At 50.0% G+C, this 26,934-nt stretch carries 22 protein-coding genes and 2 pseudogenes; 5 read left to right on the top strand and 19 right to left on the bottom strand.

The features are described from left to right. Positions 1-39: 39 nt before the first annotated feature. The 3 genes from HII30_RS04685 to HII30_RS04675 all read right to left on the bottom strand — a co-directional run bounded on the left by HII30_RS04685 (position 40) and on the right by HII30_RS04675 (position 3,396). Positions 40-1,041 carry a C40 family peptidase gene (locus HII30_RS04685; RefSeq protein ID WP_169503844.1) on the bottom strand — a complete coding sequence of 334 codons (1,002 nt, stop codon included), beginning with the start codon at positions 1,039-1,041 and terminating at the stop codon, positions 40-42. Positions 1,042-1,582: 541 nt separating this feature from the next. Continuing rightward, the gene (locus tag HII30_RS04680; protein WP_169503843.1) at positions 1,583-2,425 is read right to left on the bottom strand and encodes an NAD-dependent epimerase/dehydratase family protein; all 843 of its coding nucleotides are present in this window, start codon (positions 2,423-2,425) and stop codon (positions 1,583-1,585) included. Between the two features lie 32 nt (positions 2,426-2,457). Next, a complete protein-coding gene (locus HII30_RS04675) occupies positions 2,458-3,396 on the bottom strand; it encodes an aldo/keto reductase family protein (RefSeq protein ID WP_169503842.1) in 939 nt (312 codons plus the stop codon). 132 nt (positions 3,397-3,528) lie between these two features. Here HII30_RS04675 and HII30_RS04670 point away from each other — a divergent pair, with 132 nt between their 5' ends. After that, complete coding sequence (locus HII30_RS04670; protein ID WP_211184436.1) at positions 3,529-3,897, top strand: winged helix-turn-helix transcriptional regulator; 369 nt, start codon at positions 3,529-3,531, stop codon at positions 3,895-3,897. An 81-nt stretch (positions 3,898-3,978) separates the two neighbouring features. Here the strand turns inward: HII30_RS04670 and HII30_RS04665 are convergent, their stop codons facing one another. The 13 genes and pseudogenes from HII30_RS04665 to HII30_RS04605 form a co-directional block, all read right to left on the bottom strand. After that, a complete protein-coding gene (locus tag HII30_RS04665; protein ID WP_169504092.1) occupies positions 3,979-4,266 on the bottom strand; it encodes a hypothetical protein in 288 nt (95 codons plus the stop codon). A 63-nt stretch (positions 4,267-4,329) separates the two neighbouring features. Beyond that, positions 4,330-4,515 carry a DUF3934 family protein gene (locus HII30_RS04660; protein WP_169503840.1) on the bottom strand — a complete coding sequence of 62 codons (186 nt, stop codon included), beginning with the start codon at positions 4,513-4,515 and terminating at the stop codon, positions 4,330-4,332. A 157-nt stretch (positions 4,516-4,672) separates the two neighbouring features. After that, on the bottom strand, positions 4,673-5,122 hold the full coding sequence (locus tag HII30_RS04655) for a HEAT repeat domain-containing protein (RefSeq protein WP_246246104.1): 450 nt from the start codon (positions 5,120-5,122) through the stop codon (positions 4,673-4,675). A gap of 257 nt (positions 5,123-5,379) precedes the next feature. Next, complete coding sequence (locus tag HII30_RS04650; RefSeq protein ID WP_169503838.1) at positions 5,380-6,600, bottom strand: GAF domain-containing sensor histidine kinase; 1,221 nt, start codon at positions 6,598-6,600, stop codon at positions 5,380-5,382. Positions 6,601-6,848: 248 nt separating this feature from the next. Further along, on the bottom strand, positions 6,849-7,814 hold the full coding sequence (locus tag HII30_RS04645; RefSeq protein WP_169503837.1) for a helix-turn-helix transcriptional regulator: 966 nt from the start codon (positions 7,812-7,814) through the stop codon (positions 6,849-6,851). Between the two features lie 122 nt (positions 7,815-7,936). Next, positions 7,937-8,863 (bottom strand): annotated as a pseudogene (locus HII30_RS21555) (glycosyl hydrolase 53 family protein); the annotation flags it as partial. Between the two features lie 113 nt (positions 8,864-8,976). Next, positions 8,977-10,987, bottom strand: a pseudogene (locus HII30_RS21440) (beta-galactosidase); the annotation flags it as partial. A gap of 39 nt (positions 10,988-11,026) precedes the next feature. Then, complete coding sequence (locus HII30_RS04630) at positions 11,027-11,905, bottom strand: ABC transporter permease subunit (protein ID WP_169503836.1); 879 nt, start codon at positions 11,903-11,905, stop codon at positions 11,027-11,029. A 20-nt stretch (positions 11,906-11,925) separates the two neighbouring features. Further along, complete coding sequence (locus tag HII30_RS04625; RefSeq protein ID WP_169503835.1) at positions 11,926-12,816, bottom strand: ABC transporter permease; 891 nt, start codon at positions 12,814-12,816, stop codon at positions 11,926-11,928. Between the two features lie 168 nt (positions 12,817-12,984). Then, on the bottom strand, positions 12,985-14,664 hold the full coding sequence (locus tag HII30_RS04620; RefSeq protein ID WP_169503834.1) for a type 2 periplasmic-binding domain-containing protein: 1,680 nt from the start codon (positions 14,662-14,664) through the stop codon (positions 12,985-12,987). A 103-nt stretch (positions 14,665-14,767) separates the two neighbouring features. Further along, positions 14,768-16,384, bottom strand: a complete 1,617-nt coding sequence (locus HII30_RS04615) for a response regulator (RefSeq protein WP_169503833.1) — start codon at positions 16,382-16,384, stop codon at positions 14,768-14,770. Further along, a complete protein-coding gene (locus tag HII30_RS04610) occupies positions 16,365-18,149 on the bottom strand; it encodes a sensor histidine kinase (RefSeq protein WP_169503832.1) in 1,785 nt (594 codons plus the stop codon). Before HII30_RS04610 ends, HII30_RS04615 begins: the two co-directional genes overlap by 20 nt. A 177-nt stretch (positions 18,150-18,326) precedes the next feature. Next, entirely contained in the window at positions 18,327-19,781 is a 1,455-nt protein-coding gene (locus HII30_RS04605) for a DASH family cryptochrome (protein WP_169503831.1), read from the bottom strand. 95 nt (positions 19,782-19,876) lie between these two features. On the opposite strand from HII30_RS04605, the gene HII30_RS04600 reads away from it, so the two are divergent. The 4 genes from HII30_RS04600 to HII30_RS04585 all read left to right on the top strand — a co-directional run bounded on the left by HII30_RS04600 (position 19,877) and on the right by HII30_RS04585 (position 23,389). Then, positions 19,877-20,353, top strand: coding sequence for a hypothetical protein (locus tag HII30_RS04600; protein ID WP_343045066.1), 477 nt, complete (start codon positions 19,877-19,879; stop codon positions 20,351-20,353). Between the two features lie 125 nt (positions 20,354-20,478). Then, positions 20,479-21,663: a DUF418 domain-containing protein gene (locus HII30_RS04595; protein WP_169503830.1), complete on the top strand. Its 1,185-nt coding sequence runs from the start codon at positions 20,479-20,481 to the stop codon at positions 21,661-21,663. Beyond that, a complete protein-coding gene (locus tag HII30_RS04590) occupies positions 21,638-22,750 on the top strand; it encodes a sensor histidine kinase (protein WP_169503829.1) in 1,113 nt (370 codons plus the stop codon). The genes HII30_RS04595 and HII30_RS04590 overlap by 26 nt, the downstream gene beginning before the upstream one ends. 33 nt (positions 22,751-22,783) lie before the next feature. Continuing rightward, the gene (locus HII30_RS04585; protein ID WP_169503828.1) at positions 22,784-23,389 is read left to right on the top strand and encodes a response regulator transcription factor; all 606 of its coding nucleotides are present in this window, start codon (positions 22,784-22,786) and stop codon (positions 23,387-23,389) included. A gap of 110 nt (positions 23,390-23,499) precedes the next feature. On the opposite strand, the gene HII30_RS04580 is transcribed toward HII30_RS04585, so the two are convergent. The 3 genes from HII30_RS04580 to HII30_RS04570 form a co-directional block, all read right to left on the bottom strand. Further along, the gene (locus HII30_RS04580; RefSeq protein ID WP_169503827.1) at positions 23,500-23,949 is read right to left on the bottom strand and encodes a copper amine oxidase N-terminal domain-containing protein; all 450 of its coding nucleotides are present in this window, start codon (positions 23,947-23,949) and stop codon (positions 23,500-23,502) included. 121 nt (positions 23,950-24,070) lie between these two features. Further along, the gene (locus tag HII30_RS04575; RefSeq protein WP_169503826.1) at positions 24,071-25,210 is read right to left on the bottom strand and encodes a toxic anion resistance protein; all 1,140 of its coding nucleotides are present in this window, start codon (positions 25,208-25,210) and stop codon (positions 24,071-24,073) included. Between the two features lie 29 nt (positions 25,211-25,239). Next, positions 25,240-26,928 carry a vWA domain-containing protein gene (locus tag HII30_RS04570; protein WP_169503825.1) on the bottom strand — a complete coding sequence of 563 codons (1,689 nt, stop codon included), beginning with the start codon at positions 26,926-26,928 and terminating at the stop codon, positions 25,240-25,242. Positions 26,929-26,934: the final 6 nt, after the last annotated feature.

The raw sequence follows: 26,934 nt of genomic DNA, 5'->3' as shown, positions 1-26,934 counted from the left end.
CAGCGGAGGTGACAAGTGATTCTGGAGAAGCGGCAAAATTTAATGGACCACCCGTTTCGCCCACAGGAAGTTCTCCTCCCAGAATGGGATGTCGATGCTCCGGTACTGAACGCCGTCTTCCGGCTCGTCCAAAGCGTGGATCATCTTCCCGTCCCCGATGTAAATTCCGACATGTCCCGGGATATTCTGTGATTTGAAGCGGCTCGGGACTTTGAAGAACAGCAGATCCCCTTTTTGCAAAGCTTTTCTGCTCACCGTCGTTCCTACCTCACCTTGGGCCCGTGCTGTCCGCGGGAGATCCACGCCGTGCTGTTCAAACACATATTGGGTAAAAGACGAGCAGTCAAAGGCCTTGTCTTCCGGATAGGTTGAACCGAAAACATACCTGACCCCCAGATATTTGCTGGCGGTGTTCAGCAGCTGATCAACATCAACATTATTTTGTGATTGGGCTTGCAGCCTGCCGTTTAGTGACTTGCCGCCATGGCTGCTGTCCATCTTCTTAAAGCTGGAAGCCATCGGATCATCGGCGAAGCCATTCATGTTGTCGTGCTGGCCTTTGCTATTATTATCTGCATTCCCGTCTTCACCAATTGGCTTTGCCCGCATCTGTCCGTCCGCGAAATGAAAGGACATGTCCTGCCCGAACAGCTCTTCTACAGCTGCCAGCGGCAAGTAAGGCTGCCCATCAATAGCCGTTGGTGCTTGGCTTAACTTCATGGGCTTTCCTTGCCGCAAAGCCTTCTGTTCATTGAGTTTAAAGCTGTACTCTGCACCTGTATCTCCAATAAGGTAAGCACCATCTTTCTTGATCATACGATAGCCGAGGAGCTTCACCAGCTTCTGAGCATCCACGAATTGTCTTCCTTGCTGGCGGACCACCGGAATGTGGCCTTCTTCCGTGCTCATTTGGTGTATTTGTGGAGCTTGTTTGATCTTAGGTGTTTCGTTAGGTGTTTGATTGGATGCCGTGTTGCTGCTGCAGCTCACCAGCATCATCATACTGATGGCGAACAAGCTCCATTTTGCTGTACTATACATGTCATATCCTCCACAATGGTTTTTCTTATTTTCCTCATGGAGTACATTCTTTATTCGCTGTATTGATACAGCATTCACGTTTAGCTTATTCTTTCTTGCGCTTAGTTGAGCGCCGGAGCTAGCCGCGCTAACGGACATACAGTCCGTTAGCGCGGCTTTTTGGGTGGCTCAGGAAATCTAACGGACATTCAGTCCGTTAGAGCTGATTTCCAGCCATAAATGCTGCAATTTTATCCGCTAACGGACTGAGGGTCCGTTAGCGGGTAAAACCTTGGAGTTTCATGCCTCTAACGGACTGTATGTCCATTAAAGGCATGAAACTGCATATTTCTGAATTGGTTACTATTCTACCTCAGCTCGGACCGCTGCTTTGGGCGGGTTACTGTTCTACTTCAGTTCGGGCCGCTGCTAATGGTGGACCACTGGATTTCAGTTGGGCAAATAAGGACAGCACACACGCAGCACAAAAAACAGCCTGCGCGCACAAGCCGCAGGCTGCTCATTTCTCGTGAAGTCGTTACAGTACTCCACGTCTACTACACTATATTTGTTCACGCCATCTGTACTTCGGCTGCCAGCCAAGCAGCTGCTTGGCTTTGGCGTTGGACAGCAGCGTTTCATAGCCTTCCATTGGACCACGAAGATCGGTGACATCGGGATATCTTGCCGCCATGAGCTCACGGCTGGCAATATTCATACTGGTCTCATCAGCCGTGATGTTTAAAGCCACAGCCCCTAACCCATCCGCCTCCACAGCCAAACGGCAAGCCTCGGCTGCATCCCGGGTATCAATATAGCTCCACAGAATACGCTCCCGCTCTTCCGGCTTGTCTATAAACGACGGAAACCGTTCGTACCATTCCGGCGGAATGACATTACCGAGCCGCAGGGATACAACCTGCATACCGGTCCGGCGGTGAAACATTTCTGCTGTCTGCTCATTGACCACTTTGGACAGCCCGTAGCTGTCTTCGGGAAGCTGTGGGTGATTCTCATCGACAGGCACATACTGCGGTGCTGGCGGATGTACGGCGAACACAATCCCGTATGACGACTCACTGGACGCGATGACGGCCTTGGAGATGCCAAGACCTGCTGCCGCTTCAAGTACATTGTAGGTAGACATGACATTGTTGCGGAACGTTACTTCCGGTGTGCGGATATGCGCAGCGGGTATGGCAGCCAGATGCACGACTGCATCCGCACCTGCCAGCGCGCTGTAAGTCTCGCCCAGATCCTCCAGATTCACCAGCAGAGTCGGACATAACCGTTCTTCGGGCTGACGGGTATCCACGTTCACCACTTCATAACCGTGCTCTACAAACTGCCGGACCACCCATCGGCCCAGCATGCCGCTGCCGCCGGTTACCACAACCTTAGTCATGAGATCTCCTCCTTATATAATCACTACAGCTTCTACTTCAAAATCTCCTCAATCTTCTCCAGCACATCAGCGCTCAAGCAGACACCCGATGCTTTTGCATTCTCCGTCACCTGCTCCGGACGGCTTGCGCCAACCAGCGCGCTGGCGACATTCGGTTTGCTCAGAATCCAGGCTAAAGCCAGGTTGCCTACCGATACATCAAGTTCTTTCGCAATTCCTTCCAATTGGCGGACCTTCTCAATTTTTTCGTCGGTGATGCCTTTACGCATCCAATCCAGCTTGGCTGCCCGGCTGTCCTCCGGAATATCGGAAGCAGAGGTATACTTACCTGTCAGCAAACCCTGTGCCAGCGGTGAAAATACAACCTGTCCCACGCCCACACGCTCGCTCAGCGGCATCACTTCTTTTTCAATATAACGCTCGAACATGTTGTAGATCGGCTGGTTCACGACAATCCGGTCCAGCAGATAACGATCCGCCACCGTCATGGCCTCTGCGATCTGGGAAGCCTGCCACTCACTGACACCCACATACAGCACTTTGCCTTGACGAACCAGATCATCCAGTGCTCGGAGCGTTTCATCCAGCGGCGTTTCCGGATCATGACGGTGACAGTAAAAAATATCCACATAATCATGTCCCAGCCGCTTCAGGCTGGCATGAGCCTGTTCCATGATATGTTTCCGGGAAAGCCCGCGGTCGTTGGGTCCTTCACCCATCGGCCAAAATGCCTTGGTTGCAAGCACATAGGATTCCCGCGGATACGCTTTCAACGTTTCCCCTACAAGCACCTCGGCTGCGCCTCTTTCGTAGACATTTGCTGTATCAAAAAAGTTAATGCCCAAATCATACGCAGTCTTAATGGCTTGAACCGCATTTTCACGCTCTACATAACCGCCATATGTCAACCAGCTTCCCAAGCTGATTTCACTGACCTTTAGTCCGCTGCGTCCCAGTTTTCTATATTTCATTGTGCATACCTCCTAAAATTTATGGTGCTCTGACCTGTGTCTGCTATTCTATGACAGTTTCTACTCTTTTAAAAGAAGTGAAATGTTTTTCACTATATTATATAGAGGATAGCTGCTATACTCTGGTATAGTATGAGAAAAGGTGGAAGGGAAGCGATTTTCTTGGCGAATAAGGCCAGCAGTTATGTCCCGAAACAGCCGGAACATATTGAATGTAATATTGAAAAAACACTGCTCGTATTGGGCGGAAAATGGGCATTTCTCGTGATCCGCGAGCTGTTCTGCGGCACCAAACGTTTTGGTGAGCTGCAGAAGCAGATTCCGGACGTCAGCCCCCGGGCCCTGACCAGTACCCTCCGTCATCTGGAAGATCAGGGTGTGCTGGAACGCAAAGTTTTTCCAACCGTACCCGTAACCGTGGAGTACACCCTCACTCCGAAAGGCATGGATCTGCACGTGATCTGTAAAGAAATGAAGCTGTGGGCCGCCCGATGGACCTAAAGGTTCGATATCTGCCCGAAAATTTCGCAACAACAAAAAACCCTGCCTTTTACAAGGACAGGGTTTTACGTGGTGCTTTATTTAAGATGGATTGTACTCTTTTTTGGCTGTGTCCAGCATGTGATTCCAGTCTCTGAAGTCCGTCTCGCGCGCCACATGACGATCATACAGCTCTTCCAGAATATTGGAGACATCTTCGTAGGTCTGCACCTGGAAGTTGCCTTTTTCATTAAACTCATCAAAACTCTGGTGACGGGTATGCTTACGCATAAAGGAATCATTAAACAGCTTGCTTAGCGAGATATTGTTCGGGTCCTCCTGAACGTCCTTCTGGCCCTGCAGATCTTTCAGCAAATCGTCAAACGACATAGGTTGATGTCTTCTCAAATGACCACTCCTAGATAGTGTTTTTTGTTAAACCTCCGGACAACGTTACATCTTATTCGGCCGATCCTCGTTTGGATGACTGGATTCGTTCTCACTGTCCTTATTTTTCGTTCCCTTGCTCTTGTAGGGCTTTGGTGCGCTCTTGGCTCGGTTGGCACTGGCCTGCCAGCGGTTCCAGCCTTTCTTGCCGGTTCCGCGGCCTGTTCCGCCCTTACCTTTAGATTTACTCATGGTCTCACCCCGCCCTTGAATCATCCTGCTCTGCTCTCCAGTATACCAGCTTATCCTATGCTTAATCCACGAAAATGGAAAATTGTACAGTCCGCACACAAAAAAGGTATCTCCCGTGCGGGGAAACACCTCTCCCAGCTTTGCGTGTGCCCGAAACCTATGTGCGCAGCTCAGCCCACTTGGCTTCCAGCCATGTATCGAAATCTTCGCCTTTTTCACCTTCATACGTGTCGTAGACGTCAATTCGCATTTTTTTAAGCTTTTCCTTAAACAGCTCATAGCTGTGGTCTTTCGGAAGGCTTTTCTTAATGCGAATCAGCATCTTGGTGAGTCCTTTGACAGGCTCCTCCGGACGATGCGCCGGCTTCTCTACCTCTTCGCCGAGTCCTTTCAGCTGCTCATATGCAGCCATCCGTATCCGGGATACCGGATCGTTGACCATCCGGTTCATGAGCACATCCACCGCGTGGGGATTGTCCAGTGCCCCCAGGTCCGCTACGGCTTGAAGGCGTACACGCCAATCCGCTGTCCGGTTCGCCGCTGCTTTGAGCTCCTTATAGCGGTCTTCTACCGGCTGTTCGCCGTTTACTTGTGGTTCGTTTTCCAATTTTTTTCTTCCTTTCGTCTGCCAGTCTTCAGTTATAATGATCGCCCCAATATAGGCGTGAAATCTGCGTGTTGTGTATGTCACCATTATGAATACAAGCTTGTTGAAATATACACCATTCTGCGCAAGATGTACAGGGAAAACGTTATTCAGAAGCAGACCTGACCACGCAAAAATAAACGGATCTGTCCTCCGATATCGGAATATGTGATCCGTTTCTATGTTTTGCATCGTGCTTATATGTCCGGCACTTCGTCTTATGCCGTCGGCACTTGGATGTGGAACATAAACCGGCTTCCTTCGCTACTGGAACTCTCCAGCCATACCCTGCCGCCCATCAGCTCTGCCAGCTGCTTGCAGATGGACAGGCCCAATCCGGCACCGCTGTATTTTTTGGTATTCCTTTGATCGCGGATTTGGGAGAAAGAGCGGAAGAGGCGCTCCTGCTGATCTGCAGGAATGCCGATGCCCGTATCCTGTACCTCAAAGGTAATAGAGGCAGTGCCCTGCTGCTCCAGAGACATGTGGATCAGCAGATTTATTTCTCCTGCCTCCGTGTACTTCAGTGCATTGCCCAGCAGATTAATCAGGATCTGGGTGAGCTTATGGCTGTCCCCGATCAATGCGGCATCCATTTTAGCGTCAAAGATGCCCTGCAGCTTCAGACCTTTGTTCTTCGCATCTTGAGCAAATAACTGCAGAACATGATTCATGATGTCGCTGACCGTAAACGCACGTTCATCCAGCGTCATCGTACCGGATTCCATTTTGGAATATTCCAGAATATGATCCATCATCCCCAGCAGACTGGTGCTGCTCTTCTGAATCACATCCACATACAGCGTCTGGTCTTCTGTCAGTTCTGTCGACTGCAGAAGATCCGCCATGCCGATCACACCGTTTATGGGCGTGCGGATTTCATGGCTGAGCACGGCAAGCAGGTTATTCTTCTCTTCCATGACTTGGGCAGCGGCCTCTTCAGCCTCCCGCAGCTGCTGTAGTGTGGCTTCCATTTCCAGCAATCCCGTAAAAAAAGTGGATAAAGAAAGCAGAAGCTCGACATCTCTCTCTTCATATTTATAAAAATCCTGATCGAAGGAACAGAGGGAACCATACACCTCGCCCCGCTCATCTCGAATCGGTACGCCGATAAAGGAACAGCCTCCAACAAACTGAGTGGCATCCATCTCCCGGGTTAACGGGTGGGTCAGATTATTATGAATGACCAGCGGTCCCTGGGCATGCTCGGTGACGAGTGCACAATAAGACTCCGCATTCTCGACAACCAGTCCCTCTCCCAGAATGATTTTGTCGCGGTTGTACGCCTTCAGCACCTTGGTGGAGATATCGTCCAAGTTCGCAATACAAAACGTATTGGCCGGAATCATCCGGCTGGCCGTATCCATCACCTGGGCCGCTGCGTTATATAATTTCTGTGAAATGACTGACAGCACATCAACAAAATCCGTCTTCAACATGTGACCGCTCGTCCTCCTGAGTTTGATTAAAAAAATAACCTTATTTTTATTACAAAAAAAATGAAGCTATGAACGGCACCGCTGCCTTTCTGGATGGGTTCATCTGACACACAAAACATCGTGGAAAGAGTATATCACTACAGGAGGTAGATTGATAGTTTTGGTTTGGCGTCTTTTAACATTGGAGCTAGCAGGCCTGCTCTCATCCGTACATAAGGCTGTTTTTCAAGCTTATTTCGTCCGCCTGATCACACCCTGACTTCCTCGCTGTACAAAGCACGCCACTTCTCCAGCCGCTCATGCATAATCGTACGGTATCTTACTGGTTCCAGGATCTCAGCATCCGGACCATATTGGCTGAGCCAATTTAGAAATTCCCGGTCATGGTTGAGCGTGACCTCAAATAAAAGACTCCCGTCCTTCAGATCCGTCATGCGCGGTCTCACAAACATCTCTTCTTCTTTTATATATCTGGCGACTTCCGGTGTGAATAACACCTTGAAAGCAATCTGTTCATTGCCGCGCTCGATCGACCAAGTGTGTTTCATATAGCTCTGGAGATTGAAATCTGTTTTCTCAAAGCTGCGCGCGGTCATCTCAAGTTTGCGGAAGCGGCTCAGCCGAAAGGTGCGAATGTCCTGTGCCATATGACAATAGCCGATCAGATAAAACCGCTGGTCACGCGGGATGAGATAATACGGATCGATCTCACGCTCTGTCAGTTCATTGCGGCTCTGGGTATGATAGATGGCGGTAAGTGACCTTCCAGACAAAACGGCCTGGATTACCGCCAATAGATAATTCGGCGAATCCTCACGGTATGCAGGAGAGCCCATCTGGATGATGTCCGCCACATGCTGGAGGATCTCCTGATCCCGGCGCATTTCCCGCACGGATGTGGCCATAACTTTATCATAAGCACTGTCAAAGCCCGGCGGCAGCTGGGTTTTATCCACAATGGAAGGCAGCATGGTAAACACCAGCTCTTCCTGCTGCGTCCAGTTTAATGGGTATACGGCAAAATCGCCTGCGAATGTATAGCCTTTCCCATAACCGTCGTTCGTGATAGGTGCTAATGTATCGAGCGCACGGAGATCACGATATATGGTGCGCACATCAACTTCACATTTCAGAGCCAGCTCCGGTGCCGTTATGCCTGGTCTTGCCTGAATGGCGTATATAATTTTAAACCAACGATACAATTTATCTGACATAGGTCTTATCTCCCATTAATTTGTATAATTTTCACCCTGTTAACTTCGACAAAAGACTCACATACCCCTCCTTTAGAACTAAAAAAGTCACCTCGCCGATAAGACGAGGTGACTTTTTCGATCTATTCCAGGAACCCTTCTAATGCAATGGACGGCCTGCCGTCTGTCTGCCATGCGCCTTTGTTATAGCCGTTATTGTAACCCGGAGGGGCCTGCGGCTCCCAGTAGAACACGCCCAGACCTTTGCCCTCCGGCATAGTTTTGATTTCGTGGTTCAGAGCATGAACGAACGCCCGGCACTCCTCAGGCAGGTTATAGTCCATCCCGATTTCAGAGATGATGATGCTCTTGCCGTATGATGCTGCCATATGCTCAGCGTTGGCCATGAGCTGTTTTACTTTAGCTGTGCTTTCTCCCTGTTCGGGATATAAGGACATGCCGAGTACATCAAATGCAGCACCATGCTCCATCAGACCGCCGATATTCCACTGAAATAACTGCTGATCATATCCGTTGGAGACATGTACCAGTGTCTGTGTGACCGGACTGACGGATTTCACCGCTTGATGGCCCGCACTCACTAGAGCTGCATATTGATCCATATGCTCCGAAGCTTTACCGTCATCCCACAGCATGCCATGATCCGTCTCATTGCCCACCTGTACCCACTCCGGGGTAATCCCGTGTGCTTTCATGGTTTCCATCACGCTGACGGTATGGTCATGCACGGCATTCACCAGCTGCGAGAAGGACAATTGCTGCCAGGCTTTCGGCTTGTTCTGCTGTCCGGGATCGGCCCAGGAATCACTGTAGTGCAGGGTCAGCATAATGCGCATTCCCTTGCTGCTCGCACGTACCGCAAGCTCTGCCGCTTTCTCAGCATTCATATAGCCGTTCAGATAATCGTTCATATCGGGGTTCACCCAAACACGGATTCGCGCCGAATTCATCTGGTAGTCTTGAATCAAAATGTCCAAAATGTCCCGTTCGGTACCTTCTCGGTCTTTCCATGTATAGCCTTGAGCCTCCATCCCGATTACCCAGCTGATGTCAGCACCTTTGGCGAACGCTGGATCATACCCGGCCGGTTCCTTCTGCTCCGCAGCTCTCCCCGTCAAAATCTTCACACCGTATGCCTCCAGCTCCACCTCATGTCCTGCTGATTCACCGCTTAACAGATCACTGTACGGCAGCTCACCCAGGCTGAGCACCTGATTCTCTCCGGTAAAGTTCATGACGAATATATAATCCCGTTCGCCATCCGTCCGGACCGAAGCGCTGATACCGGCAGGCAGATCCACTGGCAGCGCACGGCGTACGCCTGTATCCTCCGCGAGCTTCCTGTAGAAATCCCGATGGAATGGCTCCTTGTTTCGGGAGGCGATATAATAGGCTTTGCCCTGTCCCAGATGATTAACGGTAAGTGCAGGACGGCCTGCGTAGAAATCGGAACGGTAGACCGCCAGCGCCTCCGCCGTCTCCAGATGGATCAGATCACACAGCTCCACAGCATCGTACTCTTCCCGCAGATTGAATTCCTCCCCGGCACAGGTCACGATCCCGTTCATATCATGATCATGCAGTCCGTCCATCTCCTCGGACCAGATGCCAAGGGTTTTACGAAGCGGACCTGGAAAACCTCCCAGGAAACAGAGGTCGGTCTCATCGGCTATGCCGGACCAGTACGTCGCAACAAAGGTGCCGCCGTTCTGCACAAATGTCTCAATACGCTCCGCAACACCTGGACGGACCATGTACAGCATCGGAGCGATCAGCAGCTTATAACCGGAAAAATCCTGCTCCATATCGATCACATCAATCGCCGTCCCCAATTCCCACAGCGCGCGATAATGAGCCTGAACGGTCTCCTCATATTTCACACCCATGTTCCGCGGCCCCTGTGCGTCATTCACTGCCCAGCGATTCTCCCAGTCAAAAATAATCGCTGTTTCCGCCGGAACACTCGTCCCGACAACAGCATCCATCTGCTTCAGATGACTGCCGACATCGCTTACATCGGCGAACACCCGAGTGTGCTCATGACCGGCATGATCCACAACAGCACCATGAAACTTCTCACTGGAACCACGGCTCTTCCTCCATTGGAAATACTGCACTGTATCCGATCCGTGAGCCACCGCCTGTAGAGAAGAGAGCAGATGCATACCAGGACGCTTCAGCTTGCTGACCGGCTGCCAGTTCGTCAAGCTTGGCGTGCTCTCCATAAGCATCCATGGCTTGCCGCCTTTGATGGACCTGAGGATATCATGCATCATCGCAACACGGGCCGCTTGCTCCGCATCATCTCCGCCTTGATCATGCCAGGTCGGATAGCTGTCCCAGGAGACGACGTCCAGCAGATCAGCAAACTTCCAATAATTTAATCCTTCATAATATTCCATAAGATTGGTCGTAACCGGAAGTTCCGGATTGGCAGCCTTCAGCGGCTCTATTTCATGGCGGATAAAATCGGCTGTCTGCTCGGTGACAAACCGCCGCCAGTCCAGGTTCATGCCATGCACCTGGGTTTCCCCATGCGGTGCAGGGGATTCAATCTGACTCCAGCGTGTGATTGTATGACTCCAGAATGCGGTCCACCAGCTGTGATTCAGCTCATCCAGTGACTTGTAACGGGCCTGAACCCACGTCCGAAACGCGTCCTGACAGTAAGAACAGTGACAGTCACCGCCAAACTCATTGGAAATATGCCAGCCAATCACGGCCGGATGCTGGCTGTATCGCTCGGCCAGCCGGGTATTCATAATCGTAACCTTCTCCCGGTACACAGGAGAGGTATAGCAGTGGTTGTGACGGAACCCATGCAAATTGCGTACACGGTTAGCCCCAACCCGCAGCACTTGAGGATAGCTTTCCGACATCCACGCAGGTCTTGCTCCGCTTGGCGTGGCCAGGAATGCATAGATTCCATTTGCCGCAAAACGATCCAGCAGTTCATCCAGCCACTCAAAGGTAAACACGCCTTCTTCCGGCTCCAGGGATACCCAGGAGAAAATACCGACAGACATCACATTACAGCCGGCCAGCTTCATCAGCCGGATATCTTCTTCCAGCACTTCAGGATAGCGCTGCCACTGCTCTGGATTATAATCAGCACCGTGCAGCATATGAGGAACACGCGGGCTGATCGGGTCATATTTTCGGGATTTTACCATGAAACAAACCTCCTTCGTTTGGTCTTACATTATGTCTCTTTACTCTTTCACCGAACCTAGGGTCATTCCCTTCACAAAAAAGCGCTGAAGGAACGGATATACCAATAATATGGGCAGTGCCCCAATGAAAATCTGGGCCGCGTTGACCGTAGTCTGCGAAATCAGCTCCATTTCCTGCGGACTCATACTCATTGAACTCATATCCCGCTGTATAATGACGGTCTGTAAAAAGGTAGCCAGTGGAAAATCACGGGAATCGTTTAAATACAGCAGTCCGTCAAACCAGGAGTTCCAGTGAAACACCATGCTGAACAGCGCAATGGTTGCGATCGATGGCAGCGATACCGGCAGGTAAATGCGGAATAGAGTTTTGAAATGACCAGCGCCATCGATCAGCGCAGCCTCTTCCAGTTCTTTTGGAATCCCCCGGAAAAAGTTCAGCATTAGAATGACCAGGAAGGTGTTCACCGTGGCCGGCAGGACAAGAACCCAGAAGGAATTGATCAGTCCCAGCTTTTGAATCACAATATAAAACGGCACCAGACCGCCATTAAAAATCATGCTGAACACGAACAGCCAGGAGTAGAAGCTGCGGCTGCGGAACACCGAATTATCTTTGGACAGCGGATAAGCAGCAAGGAAAGTAACGGCCAGCGTAACTGCCGTTCCCAGTACGGTCCGTGCCACAGAAATCAGAATCGAGCGCAGAAAAGCCGGATTATTCATCGTTTTTTTATACGCCTCAATCGAAAACTCCACAGGCCACAGTCCCACCAGGCTCGCATCAGCAGCTGCCTTGGAACTGAAGGAGATGGCCAGGACATGGATTAGCGGTACGATACACAGAACGGCCAGGAAGATCAGAAAGCCAATATTAAACACATTAAATACGCGGTATCCGAGTGATTTGTAATACACGGGCTAACCCCTCTTTCTTTCTAGAATATACGGTATCCTGCCCATTTGTAGGCCATGCGGTAGGACACAAGAATCAGAATCATAGAGATCACTGACTTGAACAATCCGATCGCCGTTCCAAATCCCATCTCTCCATTGATTATCGCCGTCCGGTAAACAAACGTATCGATAATATCACCCTTCTCATATACAAGCGGGTTGTAAAGATTGAAGATCTGATCAAACCCGGCATTCAAAACATTACCAAGTGCCAAGGTGCCTACCACTACTGTAATCGGTAGCATGGAAGGAATTGTAATATGTAGCGTCTGTCGGAATCGGCTCGCACCATCCATCTCGGCAGCTTCATACAGCGTCGGGTTTACCCCCGCCAGAGCGGCCAGGAACACAATCGTGTTATAACCGAATTCTTTCCATACATCCGAGATGATCACCGTAAATCGGAACCAGTTATTATCCCCCAGGAAGAAGATCGGGTCCACTCCGAACATGCCAAGAATACGATTGGCAAAACCATCTACAGCCAGCATTTCGATCAGAATCCCGCCAAGGATGACCCATGACAGAAAATGCGGCAGATAAACCAGCGTCTGAATGGTTCCTTTCACTGCCGTTTTCCGGACTTCGTTCAGCAATATAGCGAACCCGAACGGTATAAGCAGGTTAAATACAATTTTCAGAACGGCAATGACCAGTGTGTTTAAAATGACCTGCATACTATCCTGTCTTTCAAATAAATACCGGAAGTTGTCCAGTCCCACCCATTCCGATCCGCTCAGTCCCAGCCAAGGCTTATAATTCTGAAAAGCCATGATGATGCCGCCCATCGGCAGATAGCTGAACAAGAACAGGCAGATGACCGCTGGCAGCAGCATCACGTGAAACGGCCATGTTTTTTTCATCCTTTTCATATGCAAAGATCCTCCCGTAATATCAATCTACCTCTTGATTATGAAGCGCTTTGGAAGTTCGAAGTAGCCCACAAAACCAATATAAATGGCAGAATCCCAATCTCTTTTTCATCAACCCGAAATGATAAAAGAGCGGCCCTTGCGGACCGCTCTTCTCATGCAGTGGCTTTATTTCACACTTTGGTACCACTCGTTAACTTCTTTCGTAATTTGTTCACCGCCGCCCGCTGTCCACGTCTGAACGAAGGTATCAAACGCGTCCACTGGCTGCTTGCCGTAAATGATTTCATTCATAATCTGATTCTCGATCTTGGTCAGGTAATCCCACTTGGACTTCATCGTTTCCGTTGTCGGACCTGTAAAGAGGTTCTTCTTGGAAATCTCCTCTTGGGACAGCAGTACCTTGGCTGCTTCCGGCGTATCTTTACCGTAATTCACAGCAACTTCTTTCTCAAGTCGGGATTCCGGTTCTGCACCGTCTGCCAGCTTCATCAGCGCCTTCATCTGCGCATCCGGAATGCGGGCACCGTCACGGACCAGCAGGTAACGGAGTGCATTCACAAACCCACCGTCAATCTCGTCATTCGGGATCATTTTTCCGTTCTCATCCAACTGATAGTCATATCCTTCGAACAATCCATTCTCAAATTCGCTGCCCGGTCCGGCAGAAGCGTAATTGTCGAACAGATAGTTCTGATACGTAAAGAACGCTTCGGGATGTTCCATATCCTTATTGATCAGCGTAACTCCATTTGTATAATGCGTGCCATGACGCATAGCGGTACCGTCCGGTCCTACAGGAATCGGAATTGGTTTCCATACAGCATCCGGGTCATTCTTCACCGTATCGGACAGCGGCCAGCCGCTCATCCAATAAGGTCCTGGAATAATCCCCGCCGTTCCGGCTACCGCCGGTTCAGCCGTTTTGTTCTCATCCCAAAGCGCAGCTTCTTTTGGAATATATCCTTTTTCCAGCCACTCCTTCAGTTTGAGCAGTCCTTCCTTCATAGCAGGATTTACCGAACCGTATTCCAGGCTGCCGTCGGCTCCCTCGTTCCATTGCTGAGGCAGCGTACCGTAAGCCCCAAAGATCCAGGACGGATCTGCCATCCAGGTGTTCATCGATGTCTTGAAGCCAATGCTCAGCGGCGTCACTTTATCCGGAGCCAGTCCAGAAGGATTCTGATTGCGGAATGCATCCATAACCTTCTCCAAATCGTCCATCGTCTTTGGCGCACTCATGCCGAGTTTATCCAGCCAGTCCTGACGGATCCACAGCACATAGTCGTGATTATAGGCATAATCCAGCACCGGAATGCCCATTCGTTTGCCATCTCGGGTGTACTGATTCCATACACCTGGATCCAGATCCATTGCTTTCTTCCAATTATCTGACGCGTATTGATCGAACAAGGCTCCCGCATCCGCAAACATGCCGGAATCAATCAAATCCTGTGCCAGCTGGTTATTCTCATTACCCAGCGTCACGATATCCGGCATGTCCTGACCGGATGACATGGATAAACGCAGCTTGGTCCCAAATGCTCCGTTCGTATCGGTAATGGACCATAAGGTCTTGATGTTGATGCCCATTTTCTCTTTAGCCCACTTGGTAGCTACGTTGTTCTCAATCGTTTCTCCATTCTTGTACTGGAGGGTCGGATCGATACCCCAGACGGTGGAAATGGTGACTTCAGGATCATATTTCTCTTTGTAAACGTTCTCGCTTTTCGGTTCAGCAGACGGCGTCTGCGGCTGTTCTGCCTCACTGCCGCCGGAGCATGCTGTCAGGCTTCCTGCCAGTACCAGCGATGCCAGAACCGGCATCCATTTTTTTCTTTGTTTCATATTGAACGTACCCCCTTGTACCTGATCAACTACAAGTTTTATTATAGAGGGCCTCTTATCCCCAGGATATGTCACGAATCGAAGATTTCTGCACCTTTCGCAATCATCCTTGGTCCCGGTATTCGTTAGGCGTCATGCCGTAATGCTTTCGGAACATTTTGCTGAAATACTGCGGATTCTGATAACCGAGTTCGGCTGTAATCTCATAAATTTTCTTATTGGTATGCTTCAGCAGATACACAGCCCGCTCCATCCGCTTGCGGATAATATAATCACCGAGACCTTCTCCGGTCTCGGATTTGTATATTTTCGAAAGGTAGACCGGATGCAGGAACACGCGGTCCGCAATCGTCTTCACAGACAGATCGTGACCGGAATCTGTCGTTACCATCTCCTGTACCTGCTTGATCATATGGCTTTTGCTCGTTGTGACCTGGTCCAGGGAGAGATTCCCCAGTTTCTGCAGCATGTCATGGGACCAGGCTTTCAGCTTGGGTACAGACTGCACAATCTGCTGAATATACAGCGGATCCCATGAGGCCTGGTCCAGCTGATGGATATCATATCCTCGCTTGTGAGCGATATACATGCAAGCATTCGCTACACTCAGGAACAGCTCGTACAGCGGCATTCTTCCGCTGGAGGCGTTTTCAATCTGAGCAAAAGCAGCATCAAGTTTTTCACGTGCCTGATCCCACTGGCTGCTCTCCAGCAAATGCAGGAGGCTCGGAGGGTGTGCAAGACTGTGTACTGCCTGCATACTTCGATCCGGCTGCCTGGAATGATTTCCGGTCACAGCTCCTGCTGACGGCCCGTCCCTCAGGGATCCGGTATACATCCTTTCCAATCCTGCTCGGTACACCTCGGCCGTCGCTGCCGGGAAAAGAAATGTTTCCGTGACCCATACGAAAATCTCACCCTTCAGATAGCTGCTCACCGACTGCTGAAACAGGGTGATACACGGTTCAAGAAGGCCGGGACTGATATATTCCGGGGGATCACTCCTGCCCTGTACGAGCAGAATCATGCCGTGATGAGGCGCTTTGCCTGGCCAGACCCGAAAACAATCTCTAAAGATCTCCTCCGCGATATTACCGATCGCGTACTCCATCAGCGTAATCGAACGGTCATCCATGCCGGTAAAAGATGTCCCGAGCTGAATCAGGAGCATGACGGCCGGCTTATCCATATGCAGCGGAATCTCGTAATCCTCCAGATTCCGGTGAAGAACGGTCCGGGGCAGGTTCCGTCCCAAAACCAGATCATGCATCAGTGTGGTTCGGAGAATAGCAAGGTCTGTTTTCCGGCTGTATCGCAAATGATGGATTTTCTCCAGTTCCTCCCGTTCCTCCCGGATTGCTGCTGCGGCTGACTCTACGCTCTGAATGAACTCCTCATCATCTACAGGCTTGAGAATATAGTCAGCCGCCTGCAGCCGAATCGCCTGCTTGGCATATTCAAAATCGGAATATCCGGTTAGCAGAATACAGCGAACCTGTGTCCATCGTTCCGTTATAGTTTCGATTAATTCCAGTCCTGTCATATCCGGCATCCGGATATCTGTCACCACAATATCGATCTCCCGCTCTTCCAGCAGGTCGATGGCTTCCAGAGCAGACACAGCCTGATGTACCTCGCTCACACCAAGGCTGTCCCAGGGAATGGTCTGATACAAACTTTCCGTCACGTAACTTTCATCATCAACCAGTAAGATATTCATCCTTGCCTACCTCCTGCTTCCTCCCTGATTCTGCGGTACATCCGGAGAGCGGCCAGTACAACACAGCACGCACGCCTCCTTCTGGAGAGGCATCATAATATACACCAGCCTCCTCACCGAAACGCAGCCTCATCCGCTGATATACATTCCAAACCCCGCATCCCATGTTCTCGTCCATTGGACGGGTAAGCTGCTGCTCCAACATTTCCCGCTCGGCAGCATTCATCCCGATCCCGTTATCATCCACCTGAATGTAAGCCATTGTTCTCTCGATCCTGAACGTAATGGCAATCTCCCCGTGTCCCGACCGGGGCTCAATGCCGTGCAGGACCGCATTCTCTACCAGCGGCTGTATGACCAGCGGAGGAATTTGCAGCTTGTCTGCATCTTCATCCACCCTGATTCGGTACTCCAGCCGCTTCATTCGCATCTGCTGAATTTGCAGGTAATGGGTAACAAATTCGATTTCGTGACTCAATGGAACCAGCTCCCTCTCCTGCCGGGTTGTATACCGGAAATAACGGGACAGGTTGTGCGACATCGCAATTACGGCTTCAAATTTTTTTAACTTGGCCATGCTCGTAATGAACGAGAAGCAATTATAAAAAAAATGCGGATTAATCTGCGATTGAAGCTGTTTCAGCTTCGCCTCCCGAACATGAATTTTCTCCAGATACACCCGTTCAAAAAGCTCCTGAATCTGCTCCACCATATGATTGAACCGGGTGGCCAAAAAACTGAACTCATTGTGTCCTGTTTCATTCATCCGAACCGTATAGTCCCCCGCCTGCAGACGGCGGAACACGTGAATCAACTGTTTGATGGGAACCTGAACCCGCGAGTAGAGAAGATATGCTGCGAGACAGCTCATCAGCAGCAGGGCACCAACCGTGATATAGAACAGCCGGTTGGATATAACGATCGGCTCCATAATGTCGGACAGCGGAAGATAGTCAATCAGGACCCAGCCTGTCGTTTCTGAGACGGCCATGCTGACTGCATAGGTTTTGCCATTCACTTCCTTGACGCGGCTTTCAGAAGGCGCGGTCATGGGATCTTGTTCCAGCTGTGTGATCATATGGCGGATAATCTCCTGATCGGCACTTCGGTTGTAAATGATTCCGGTGTCCGGCTTGTAGTAAAAGGGATCACCTCTTCCATCGCTCTTGATGCGGTCCAGCATATCCTGGATATTTCGGCTGTCAAACTCTACCTTGATGACCGTATGAAATTGACCGGAAGTGTTAGCTGTGTATGGCGAGACCGAGTACCAGACGAACTGGTAATCCCATGAGTCCCCTTCGTTCCCCGGAATGACCTGCCAGCCCGGAGCAATCTTCTCCTTCAGCTCTTTATGTGAATAGAAGCCGGCATCGTTGTCCGTCACCACTCGATTTAATGAGGGAGAATAGATAGATAGATTACTCCGCCAATTGGAAGAACTCTCCTGGATGCTCAGCTTGGTCTGGATCTTCTTGATTAGATTAATTTCATCCAGCTTCAGATACCGTTCGTCCAGATAAAGATCCCGGAAGCTGGAAATGTCCGGATCGTGCAGAAGCAGGTTCGGCCAGGAAGCGAGCAAATCAATCTGGTTATTCACCTGGTTCTGAAAAAAGACAAGCTGGTTGGTATTGGACTGGCTCAGCTCATCGCTCAGTACGTGAGTGGTGGTCTGGTTGGAATACCAATATAATCCAAGTATCGGAATGAGCATGAGAAATATGAATAGTATGATTTTACGAAACAGATTAAATCTGGGCATAAGATTCCCCTTTTTTTTCATCATGATGGAAGGCGACATGAAAGCAAATATATTTATTATATCGGGAATATCTTCTTAAATGTAAGGGCATTCAATCAAGATTTCGGATGTTATTGAAAGCACAAAGACCCTGAAGCATACTATCATCTTCAGGGCTTAAATAGTGCTCTATTCTTTCTATTCTTTCTCTGCCTTCAGTCTGGCTCGGAACGCTGTCACCGACGCCATCCATTCCACGATGGGATGCGGATAATCCTCCCCAAGCGTGACACCATACTCCAGCTGGTCAAATAGCGTAAACTCAGGGACTTCATAGATGCGCTCAGAAGGAATTGCCTGCAGCTCGGGCAGCCATTTACGGGCATAGGCCCCCTGCGGATCATAGTCATTCCCCTGCTTTGTTACATTAAATATGCGGTACGGCCGGGTATCATTCCCTACCGCCGAATTGTAGCACCAGTTCCCGTAATTGACGGACACATCATAATCCAGGAGGCTGGACTCAAACCACTCTGCCCCTGCCCGCCAGTCGACACCTAGATTTTTCGCGAGGAAGCTCGCCGTATTCTGTCTTCCCCGGTTGGACATCCAGCCGCTCTGCTGCAGCTCTCGCATATTGGCGTCCACGAACGGATACCCGGTTTCCCCGGAGCACCACGCCCGGATCCTCTTCTCATCCCTGGACAAGGGCAGCTTCTTATCATCCAGTCCACCAGCGAAAAAAATCCGATCCCCATATTTCCTGTGCACATAGATAAAGTACTCCCGCCACAGCAGCTCAGCCATAAATCCTTGTGTGGACTCGTTCATCGCAATGCTCTGCTCGTAGTCCTTCAGACCCCAATAGACCACACGCGGAGACAGACAGCCCAAGGCCAGGTACGGGGACAGTTTGGAGGAATCGTCATACTCCAGCAGCCCATTGCGGGTTTCGCCATACCGGCTGACATGCTGATGATCATAAAAATAATGCTTCAGCCGTTTCCTCCCTTCCGAGGAACCTCCGCGGAACACCGGATCTGATGGCAGCATCGAACTGTCCAGTCCCAGCTGGTCCAGGTTCGGGATGTCGCCTTCTTCAGCAGCAATCACGGCTTCCTGCCGCTTCGGAAGAGGAAGCAGGGGACGGACGCATTGTTCCTGGCTGCGAAGGATGATTTTTTGAAATGGTGTATACAGCTTGGGCAGGTCCTCCAGCGGAAAAGGCAGGTCCTCCGGATGTACGAGACTATGTCCATCAAACCCGTGAAAAGCTAGCCCGGGATGCTGTGACTTCACCAGCTTCACGGTTTCCTCTTCTTCACTTCCCAGTTCGTCATGGTAATACACCTCCTGAATGTCCAGGTTCCCGGAGGCGGCAAGTTCTTCTATAACCTGTTCGGGCCTGCCCATACGAACGATCAGCTTCATGCCCAGCTTGTGGAGGTTATCCCGCAGCTCTTTCACGCTTTCAATGAGAAACCGTGCACGATGTGCACCTGTTTTCGGAAATCCGAATGAGGTGACTCCGTAATCACGGGGATCGAAACAATACAGGCCCGCCACGGGCCTGCCGGATGCCGAAGCACGAAGCAGCGGCTCATGATCATGCACACGCAGATCCTTGCGAAACCAGACCAGGGAACATTCCATAAACAGTCCCTCCTTTCTTTTTACAAACACTATACACTTACTATACAATTAACCCATATGAAAAGCATTGTGATCATAAGGAGGATGCGCTAGTTGTGGAAAAACTAAACCTGCCTGCGTCAAAGGTTCACTTCACCCCGCTTGCTGTACGGTCATTATGGGCCGGTATCATCGCAGGGGTCTTATTGGGATTGTTTCTGAAAGGTGTTGAATATGTAACATCATTAAAGGTATATACACTGTTATTAAACGTCGACTATATCCCGCTCCTGAATCAGCTTCAGCTGTCCGAATTCGCAGAATTTCTGCTTCACCTTATCATTTCCGTCCTGCTTGCTTTGGTGCTGGCGCTCATTGTTAACTGGAAGGGAACAGCATGGTCCATACGCACCCGCCTGTACTTTTATATGGCTGTAAACACAGCAGTAGGACTGCTCTTATATCCGACCACGGCACTGTCTACGCGGACACCCGATTTGTTGGATCTCCCGGCTCTGCTGTTCTGGCTTACAGGCCACCTGCTGTACGGACTGCTGCTTGGCTGGATGATGAGAGAACGCATACCCCGCTGAACAACCAGCATAGTATGACACCTGTCATGCCCAAGGGCATGACGCCCGTGTCTACCGCCCCCGCCTCCTGAGCCGTACACTGTGAGAAGGAATACACGTAAACGGACTTGGGAGGATTTTATAAGATGAATACACAAACTTCGGAACGGATCCGGCTGCTGGATATTTTAAGGGGCTTTGCCATTCTGGGCACCCTTGGCACGAACATATGGCTGTTTGCTCATCTGGGCAACATTGATTATCTATTCACCTACACACATAACGAGTGGTGGGCCTCTGTCGACACACTGATCCGCTATATCGTGCTGTTTCTGGTCAATGGCAAGCTGCTGGGGATGCTGACTCTTTTATTCGGGGTTGGGCTTGAAATTCAGTACCGCAGAGCACGCTTGCGTAACAAGCGTTGGCCCGGTCCTTATCTGTGGACTGCCCTGTTTCTCATGCTGGAAGGTCTGCTGCACTATACACTCGTTCTGGAATATGACATTCTTATGAGCTATGCCCTCACCTCCATCATCGTCGCCTGGATCGTAAGCCGCGGAGACCGCTTCATCCGGCGCAGCATGTGGATCACAGGAAGCATCCATGGTATATTCGTGTTACTGTTGTTTATGGCCACGATGATCACCTATTTTATGGGAGGCAGCATGTCTATAGGCAATGCAGCCTTCTCAGAGACCGTATATAGCAGTGGAACCTGGCTGGAACAAGTGATGTTCCGGATTTCCAATTTCGGCTTCTTCCGCACGGAAGCGGTCTTCGTTCTTCCACTTAATATCTTTCTGTTTCTGGCAGGGATCCGCTTGATGCGTGCAGGTGCTTTTGCGCCGGATCAGCGTGGGCGGGAAATACGACGCCGTATGCTGAAGGTGGGTCTTGGTGCAGGTATTCCGCTGAATCTCCTGCTGTTTGTGCCCGGTGGACTTTTCGATTTCCCGCTGCGCTATCTGTTTGCCCCGGTAATGACATTAGGATACATCGCCCTGATTGCCCTGATGACAGAGCGATTCTCTCAGTGGGGCCTGTGGTCCATGCTTGAGCGGATCGGCAAAATGGCGCTGAGCTGTTATGTCCTGCAAAATGTGCTGGCCTCCATTCTGTTCTACAGCTGGGGCTTTTCGCTTGGAGGCAGCACAAGTTCCCTTGCCACTGTCACAGTCTGGCTATCCATCTGTCTGTTCCTGATCCTGTTTTCCACCGTATGGTTTAACATTTTCAAGCAAGGTCCGCTGGAAGCGGCACGTAAATTCTTCATCCGCCGGATGACTGACAAAGGACGTCACCATGATTCAAAAACTGTATCCTCCTAAACAACTGGAACGTTATCTGTTTATTGATCTGTTCTCATTGATATGCCTGGCTTACCTGACCTTCGCCGCTCCTCAGCCGTTCGGATGGGGGATCAGCCTGGGTCTATATGTACTGACACTGCTTACCTTCTACATCGGTATATGGCAGCGGGGATGGATGCTTGTTCTGGCTTCCTGGGCGGGGCTTGGTATTGTCACCATCTATGCATTGTTCTATAACGAATGGCTGCTCTTATACGGCTTTATGTATGCCGATCTGCTGGGACGCGCGCGAAGTGTAAGGCATATGGCCGCCGGAATGGCCGGGATTGCCGTGATGTTTCTGGTTACGCATGCTGCTTTACATGGGGATCTGTTCACTTTTTTCACTTCTCCGTTTATGCCGGTAATGGCCCTGCAGCTGCTCACACCTTACATTATCCAGACCATTGAGAGGTCCCGCTTACTCTCCACGAAGCTCAATGATGCCAACCGCAAATTGGAGCGGTATATCCAGGAGGAAGAACGCACCCGGATCGCCCGGGATCTTCACGACACATTGGGCCAGACCCTGACCATGATCAAGATGAAAAGTGAGCTCGCATCACGGCTCGTGGATAAGGATTCCGAACGTGCGCGCTCCGAAATCGAAGAGATTAAAACAAGCTCCCGCCAGGCGCTGCAGCAGGTACGTGAACTGGTCACCTCCATGCGGCATGTATCGCTGGAGGAGGAGCTATCGCAGGCACAGATTCTGCTGATGTCAGCTGGCATTGCGCTGGAGATCCGCTCTACTGGAAGCGTACCTCCGCTGCCTCCGGCCGTGGAAACCATGCTGGCTCTCTCCCTGCGGGAAGCTGTGACGAATATTGTGAAACATAGCAGAGCGGATCGGTGCAGCATCGCCAGACACCATGAGGAAGATCACTGCCGGATCACCATCACAGACAATGGCTGCGGGATATCTCCTGATTCTGGAGAGGGATTCGGCCTCCCGTCCATGCACGAACGTATGCGTCAGGTTCATGGGGAAGCTCATGTGAGTTCCGTCCTCGGGCAAGGAACCGCAGTAGAGTTAATCGTTCCGGTTATGACGGAACATTCCTGATGGGTGCCGTAATACAAGGAGGAGAGACTTTCAATGATACGCATCGTGATCGCTGAAGATCAGCATATGCTGCGCGGCGCCTTCGCCTCGCTGCTGCAGCTGGAAGAAGATTTTGAAATTATATCGCAGGTATCCGGCGGCCATGAAGCGCTGAGTATGATCGAAGCCTGCAAGCCGGATATATGCCTGCTGGACATTGAAATGCCGGGCCTCACCGGTCTGGAGGTGGCACAGACGGTAAGGGACCGCGGCTGGAACTGTAAGATCATGATTGTTACGACGTTCGCCAGACCCGGCTATCTGCAAAAAGCGATGAATGCCGCCGTCGATGCTTACCTGCTCAAGGATGAGCCTATCGAATTTCTAGTGGAAGCGATACGCAGAGTCATGCAGGGCAAACGGGTGGTCAGTCCGTATTTGGCAGACTCCCTGTTCACCCATGAAGCCAACCCGCTGACCGAGCGTGAGCAGGAAGTCCTTCGCATGGTCTCAGAAGGCGGTACCACCCGGCACATTGCCGAACATCTTTACCTGACCACAGGTACCGTGCGGAATTATTTATCCTCTGCGATCCAGAAGCTCGAAGTTGAAACCCGGCATCATGCCATTGAAAAAGCACGTGACCGCGGATGGATCTGATACAAGTAAAAAGCGGTGCCAGGGTGTTGAACCCTGGCACCGCTTTTTACTTGCATATTCCCAGCTCTGTCTGTCAGAAACTCATGTTAAACTACCGCAGCTTGTCCTGCCTAGGAGGCTTTATCCGGTGTACGCACATAAGCAGTCTGGGCAGCCTGATTCCACTGCACTTCCCTGCCCAGTGCTTCTGAAGCAAACCGGAGCGGAACCATCGTTTTACCTTCATGAATGAAAGGCTCTGCACTCATTTCGAGCTGCTTGTCATTTTTGATCACCGTATTCTTGCCTACTGTAATGATGAGGTACGTTTTGGACCCCGTAATCTCAATCTCCTTGTTGATATTGTCCCACTGCATGTTCAAACCATCCCGTTCTTGAATCAGTTCTGTAAAAGCTACGAATATCTGATTGTCTTTCATGACAATATTCCCTTGCGGGACTTTATTTTGATTGATATAAACATTAGGATCGCTGCTTGCAGATGCATCTGTAGGCTGCACTGCACCAAAGGTAAGAAAAAAGGCAAACATACTGATCACCAGCCGAATGCCATGCTTCATGATGTCTCCTCCTTTTTTTCTATGAAGATACTCTACTTATATAGACGCGTTCACAAATATAAAGTTGCTCATCCAACATGAAAAACCCAGCATACGCCGGGCTCTTTCGTTTCCTATTCTATTACAATGCTAACTGGTTCCCCTTCTCCAGCCTTCTGATTTGCTTCTCACCAATCTCCGCCATATCGCGGAATTGATGGATCGTCTCTCTCATCTTCGGCAGTGCCTCCTGCTTGTAGGTGCTGATCGAATCCATGGCCTCAATCACTTCACTGAAGGCCGTTTTCAGGGAATCCAGTGACAAATTGGACTCAATCGACTTCTTGTGAATTTCGGCTCCCTGTTCTTTCAGCATTCTCGATGTGCTTTCCATAAGATTCGAAGTCACTTGATTTAAAATATCAACCTTCTTCAAAACGATACGCTGGTTGTACAAAGCGCCTGCCACCATAACCGACGTTCGGAGCGCAGAGATTGTTACGGTCTTGGCCCGGTCTACCACCCTCATCATCTGACGGTTATTACGAATCACCAATTCAATTGCAATGATGCCCTGCTGGTTTACTACCTGCATCTCCTGCATATCCATCACTCTTTGTCTTAAGGGGAACAAGATTTCTTCCGTGATGAAGCGGACTTTCTCCGGATCCTCATTCCGCATCTTCGCAGCCTCGATCTGGGCTTCAATAGATTCATCCATTAATGTGCCCAGCTGAATCTCTTTCTTGAGAATTTTGGTGAGTTCGCGCAGGGAATGCTGCTCCATTTCCAGCGTTTTGTTATCGTTACTCATAATGATCTTGCCTTTATCCAAAGAAGCAACGATATCGGCAATGACCGAATCCGCTTTTTCGAATCTGAGGAAATAGGCGCGAATCGGATTGAAGAACTTTCCCAGAAAGCCGGTTTTTGTGAAGTCGACCAGACTTGGATCCAAATCTTTAATTTGGGTGTGCAGCTCGCTTAAACCCTTGGCCACTACCCCGCCTTCATCTCCCGATTTCGACAGGTTGCCGACAGACACCTGCAGCAATGAGTTTTTGGTGGATGAGTGTTTTATTGTATTCACTCCGAAGGAGTCAATGGACTGCAAAATCTCCCGGCGTGTATCGAGAGAATCCAGATTGATCTCCATGATTTTCGCAACATTATTTTCTGCCAGTTTCTTGAGCTCTGTGACTTCGGCTGGTTCAGGCTGTACCTCCTGCTCGATGACAGACTGAATTTCCTCCGGGCTTGTTACCTGCATGGAAAAAGACATAGGAATAACCTCCATTATTCGAATTATGATTACATTTGAACATTGAACAGATTTCCGATTTTATACACGACGTCTTCGGTGTCTGCGTTGATGCTGGCTGCTTCATTAATGACTGAAATATCTTCGAGTGCTTCAATGTTGGCATTATATCCAATCGTATAAATAGGAATCTTGTACGTTTCAATGAGGCCTTTAATATCCTTTAATGTGTTCCCTTCATTGGTCTCGCCGTCACTTAACACAAAAATTATCGGTTTCATGTTTGGATTCACAGCAAGCTCATCCTGAAGCATTTTGATCGCTACGATAATACCGTCGAACGTTGCCGTTCCCCCGCTCGGCTGCAGACTGTTAACCGCACCCACGAACATCGACTGCTGATTCGTGTTGAACGTATCAATCGGAAGGTTGATGGTAACATCACTGGAATAGGAAACCAGTCCGATGCTGTTGTCTTTCCCCAAGTACTTTTGGCCTTTAATGAGAGATTCCCTCAGCTGATTGATCCGTTCGCCTGCCATGCTTCCGGATACATCGGTCACAAAGACAGCAGCCAGCGGTTTGGAGACATTCTTCTTCTCTTTCCAGATCTTCTGAGCAGAACCAAGCAGGTTCCCGTCCACGGCAGGCAGGTCTGATTTGTAATCTTCAAGACCATTGAAGCCTTTTTGCTCACCCGTGGCCTGATACTTTTCCTGGACTACAAATTCTGCGAATTTTGTAATGATTTCCTTTTTCTCTGCGGATACTTTACCCAGCGCATACAGAGGCGAGTCATGCCGTACACCAAACGGAGTAAATACATATCCGCCTTTCAGGTCAGCGGCGTTCACATAGGTCTGGTACTCCAGAACAAAACCGTCCAGGGCACCTGACTTCGCGGCTTCACGCATCTGGATGGTGGTTGAAGCCGTAAACGGGATGTTGGCTTGGAACTTCTCAAACTTTTCAACCGCTTTTGTGCCCAGCATGTTAGACCGGTCAAAGGTATCCAGCGCAGTAATCAGAAAATTCAATCCGGTTGAACTGGCAAAGGGGTCTGTGTAGCCCATCGAGAAATCATTATTTTCAATCGCTTCGATGACGGTTTTCACATTGACAGCACCATACTTTTCGACCAAGAAATCATGTTTTGCCTTCTTGATCACGATTCCCGGAACGTTACCTATAAGCCGGTCTGTGATCAATTCGGCTTTCACGCCATTGGCTTGCACCATCTCTCCCCACAATTCCGAGGATGGGGTAAACGCATCGGGGACGTATTTACCGGATTTAATATAGTCTGCTGCGGTACCGGAAGCGATATTGCGAACCTTGACTGAAACAGGTTTTCCGTTAACTTGAATCTTCGCCTTGTTAAATGCTGTCGCAACTTCCGTCAGCCACCCGTCAACGCCGGTTCCGGATTTCTCCGTGGAAGAGAAGATTTCAACATAGCTGCTGGTCGTCGGCTCGACCGTGACCGGAAACTTAGCGATATCCGGGAGCGATTCGGCAATATCGGCCGGGTTCAGGTCAATCTGTCCCTTCACGGGCGCTTCCGTCATAACGTTTATTTTGGAGTACATCTTCTCCAGTTTCTTATTGGCGCGCTCGGCTGCGGCTTGTGGATCACTGTCTCCTATATTCGAGGTTAAGCTGATTCCTGCGTACACCAGCACGAATACTGTGACAATCAGAATCACAGAGGTCATGAGAAACTTTTTTTGCTTTTTCATTACACG

Origin of the sequence: Paenibacillus lemnae (assembly GCF_012933385.1) — a bacterium.
Classification (GTDB): Bacteria; Bacillota; Bacilli; order Paenibacillales; family Paenibacillaceae; genus Paenibacillus_AQ; species Paenibacillus_AQ lemnae.
The sequence above is the reverse complement of the archived record's forward strand: the minus strand, read 5'-3'. Positions and strand labels throughout refer to the sequence as shown.

Bases quoted from the DNA above. Each gene is read 5' to 3' on its own strand.
- HII30_RS04685 (WP_169503844.1), bottom strand. From the start codon at position 1,041: ATGTATAGTACAGCAAAATGGAGCTTGTTCGCCATCAGTATGATGATG.
- HII30_RS04680 (WP_169503843.1), bottom strand. From the start codon at position 2,425: ATGACTAAGGTTGTGGTAACCGGCGGCAGCGGCATGCTGGGCCGATGG.
- HII30_RS04675 (WP_169503842.1), bottom strand. From the start codon at position 3,396: ATGAAATATAGAAAACTGGGACGCAGCGGACTAAAGGTCAGTGAAATC.
- HII30_RS04670 (WP_211184436.1), top strand. From the start codon at position 3,529: ATGAGAAAAGGTGGAAGGGAAGCGATTTTCTTGGCGAATAAGGCCAGC.
- HII30_RS04665 (WP_169504092.1), bottom strand. From the start codon at position 4,266: ATGTCGTTTGACGATTTGCTGAAAGATCTGCAGGGCCAGAAGGACGTT.
- HII30_RS04660 (WP_169503840.1), bottom strand. From the start codon at position 4,515: ATGAGTAAATCTAAAGGTAAGGGCGGAACAGGCCGCGGAACCGGCAAG.
- HII30_RS04650 (WP_169503838.1), bottom strand. From the start codon at position 6,600: ATGTTGAAGACGGATTTTGTTGATGTGCTGTCAGTCATTTCACAGAAA.
- HII30_RS04645 (WP_169503837.1), bottom strand. From the start codon at position 7,814: ATGTCAGATAAATTGTATCGTTGGTTTAAAATTATATACGCCATTCAG.
- HII30_RS04625 (WP_169503835.1), bottom strand. From the start codon at position 12,816: ATGAAAAGGATGAAAAAAACATGGCCGTTTCACGTGATGCTGCTGCCA.
- HII30_RS04620 (WP_169503834.1), bottom strand. From the start codon at position 14,664: ATGAAACAAAGAAAAAAATGGATGCCGGTTCTGGCATCGCTGGTACTG.
- HII30_RS04615 (WP_169503833.1), bottom strand. From the start codon at position 16,384: ATGAATATCTTACTGGTTGATGATGAAAGTTACGTGACGGAAAGTTTG.
- HII30_RS04610 (WP_169503832.1), bottom strand. From the start codon at position 18,149: ATGCCCAGATTTAATCTGTTTCGTAAAATCATACTATTCATATTTCTC.
- HII30_RS04605 (WP_169503831.1), bottom strand. From the start codon at position 19,781: ATGGAATGTTCCCTGGTCTGGTTTCGCAAGGATCTGCGTGTGCATGAT.
- HII30_RS04595 (WP_169503830.1), top strand. From the start codon at position 20,479: ATGAATACACAAACTTCGGAACGGATCCGGCTGCTGGATATTTTAAGG.
- HII30_RS04590 (WP_169503829.1), top strand. From the start codon at position 21,638: ATGATTCAAAAACTGTATCCTCCTAAACAACTGGAACGTTATCTGTTT.
- HII30_RS04585 (WP_169503828.1), top strand. From the start codon at position 22,784: ATGATACGCATCGTGATCGCTGAAGATCAGCATATGCTGCGCGGCGCC.
- HII30_RS04580 (WP_169503827.1), bottom strand. From the start codon at position 23,949: ATGAAGCATGGCATTCGGCTGGTGATCAGTATGTTTGCCTTTTTTCTT.
- HII30_RS04575 (WP_169503826.1), bottom strand. From the start codon at position 25,210: ATGTCTTTTTCCATGCAGGTAACAAGCCCGGAGGAAATTCAGTCTGTC.
- HII30_RS04570 (WP_169503825.1), bottom strand. From the start codon at position 26,928: ATGAAAAAGCAAAAAAAGTTTCTCATGACCTCTGTGATTCTGATTGTC.